Genomic DNA, 2,234 nt, shown 5'->3' on the forward strand with positions numbered 1-2,234 from the left:
GCGGTCGAGGCGCCGGTGACCATGTTGCGCGTGTACTGCTCGTGTCCCGGCGTGTCGGCGACGATGAACTTGCGCTTGTCGGTCGAGAAGAAGCGGTAGGCGACGTCGATCGTGATGCCCTGTTCGCGCTCGGCAGAAAGACCATCGACGAGCAAGGCGAAGTCGAGTTCGTCGCCCTGCGTGCCGTGCTTCTTCGAGTCGGCGTCGAGCATGGACATCTGGTCGTCGAGCAGCGCCTTGGCCTCGTAGAGCATGCGTCCGATCAGCGTGCTCTTGCCGTCGTCGACGCTGCCGCAGGTGATGAAGCGCAGCAGCGACTTGTTTTCGTGCGTGCGCAGGTACTGCTCGATGTCGGTCTCGATCAGGGCGCGGTCGGTGGAAAGGGCGGCGGCGTTCATCAGAAGTATCCCTCCGCCTTCTTCTTCTCCATCGACGCGCTCGAATCGTGATCGATCAGGCGCCCCTGGCGCTCGGTAGTCGTCGCCAGCAGCATCTCCTGGATGATCGCGGGCAGGGTCGCGGCTGTCGATTCGATCGCGCCCGACAGCGGATAGCAGCCGAGCGTGCGGAAACGCACGCTGCGCTGCTGCGGCATTTCGCCCTTGGCGAGCGGAAAGCGCTCATCGTCGACCATGATCAGCATGCCGTCGCGCTCGACCACGGGCCGCTCGGCGGCGAGATAGAGCGGCACGATCGGGATGTCTTCGAGATGGATGTACTGCCAGATGTCGAGCTCGGTCCAATTCGACAGCGGAAACACGCGGATCGACTCGCCCGGGTTCTTGCGCGTGTTGTACAGACGCCAGAGTTCGGGACGCTGGTTCTTCGGGTCCCATTGGTGCTGCGCAGAACGGAACGAGAACACGCGCTCCTTCGCACGCGACTTTTCCTCGTCGCGGCGCGCACCGCCGAAGGCGAGGTCGAAGCGGTAGAGATCGAGCGCCTGCTTCAGGCCCTGCGTCTTCCACATGTCCGTGTGCTTGGCCGAGCCGTGCGTGAACGGATTGATGCCTAGCGCCTCGGCCTCGGGATTCTTGTAGACGATCAGCTCCATGCCCGACTCGCGCGCGGCGCGCTCGCGCATCGCGTACATGTCGCGGAACTTCCAGGTCGTGTCGACGTGCAGCAGCGGGAACGGCGGGCGCGAGGGGAAGAACGCCTTGCGCGCGAGGTGCAGCATCACCGAAGAATCCTTGCCGATCGAATACAGCATCACCGGCCGCTCGGACTCGGCGACGGCTTCTCTCAGGATGTCGATGCTTTCGGCTTCGAGGCGCTGCAGGTGGGTCAGGCTGGGCATCCGTCTATTATGCGGCAAACCCATATGGCCGGAAGCAATAAAGCGGTCCGGCAAGGGCGCGCGGGCCCCGAAGAAAAAGCATAAGCAAAGAACGATTTTTCGCTTCTTCGGGCCCTGCCTGCCGCGACGCGGGCTACTGCAGATGCGCCTCGAGGAACCACAACGACTTGTCGAGGCCGCGCGAAATGCCGGTGAACAGGTCGGCCGTGTCGGCATCGCCCGCGTCGTCGGCTGCGTCGATCGCCACGCGCGTCGACTTGGCCAGCTGTGCGTAACGGTCGGCGAGCAGCGCGACCATCTTCATGCCGTCGTAGCTGTCGTGCGGCAATTCGGCGAGGCGCGAGGCCTTGGCCGCGATGCGCGCCGTGCCCATCGCCACGCCGCCGAGTGCGGTGACGCGTTCGGCGATGTCGTCCACGGGTTCCTCGAGCTGCTCGGCGAGGTCGTCGAACAGTTCGTGCAGCGCGATGAAATAGGGGCCCTTCACGTTCCAGTGCGCCTGCTTGACCTGGGTGTAGAGATCGAGCGTGTCGGCGAGTTGCGCGTTGAGCAGTGCGATCACCTTGTCGCGCAGCTTCGGCGCGATGTCGATGCGGGTCGGATTCTGCTTGTGCTTGGCCATGGGTCGCTCCTTTTGCGGGGACGGGGTCACTATAATGTCGCCCGATTCCACATTGAAGTCGATTGTTGCGATCCCCGCGATAGACCGCATCTATCACGGACCTCGCCACCTGCCGCTGCGTGAAACCTCGTATTTCTCCCGACTCCCCGTTGGCCGCCCTGCGCGGCGAACTCGCCGAAACGATGCTGCGCGATCGCCGTGCGCTGTCGCGCGAGATCGATCGGCTCGCATCGCGCGAGCCGGATGAGGCCGCGTTCGCGCGGCTGCTTGCGCGCATCGCCACCGCGCGTGCGCGCCACGCGGCGCGGTCGG

3 protein-coding genes are annotated in these 2,234 nt (G+C 64.7%); all 3 read right to left on the reverse strand.

The features are described 5' to 3' along the window. Positions 1-398: GTP-binding protein (locus VF497_RS12520; RefSeq protein WP_330889190.1), on the reverse strand; the 398-nt coding region annotated here is incomplete at its 3' end. Then, positions 398-1,300, reverse strand: coding sequence for a sulfate adenylyltransferase subunit CysD (gene cysD / locus VF497_RS12525; protein WP_330889192.1), 903 nt, complete (start codon positions 1,298-1,300; stop codon positions 398-400). The genes VF497_RS12520 and cysD, both read right to left, overlap by 1 nt. A 133-nt stretch (positions 1,301-1,433) precedes the next feature. Further along, positions 1,434-1,922 (reverse strand): DNA starvation/stationary phase protection protein Dps, encoded by a 489-nt coding sequence (dps, locus tag VF497_RS12530; RefSeq protein ID WP_330889194.1) that lies wholly within the window; start codon positions 1,920-1,922, stop codon positions 1,434-1,436. Between the last annotated feature and the right edge of the window lie 312 nt (positions 1,923-2,234).

Origin of the sequence: Rudaea sp. (assembly GCF_036383415.1) — a bacterium.
In the GTDB taxonomy this organism is placed as follows: Bacteria; Pseudomonadota; Gammaproteobacteria; order Xanthomonadales; family Rhodanobacteraceae; genus Rudaea.

Coding starts and splice junctions, on each gene's coding strand:
- cysD (WP_330889192.1), bottom strand. CDS start 1,300: ATGCCCAGCCTGACCCACCTGCAGCGCCTCGAAGCCGAAAGCATCGAC.
- dps (WP_330889194.1), bottom strand. CDS start 1,922: ATGGCCAAGCACAAGCAGAATCCGACCCGCATCGACATCGCGCCGAAG.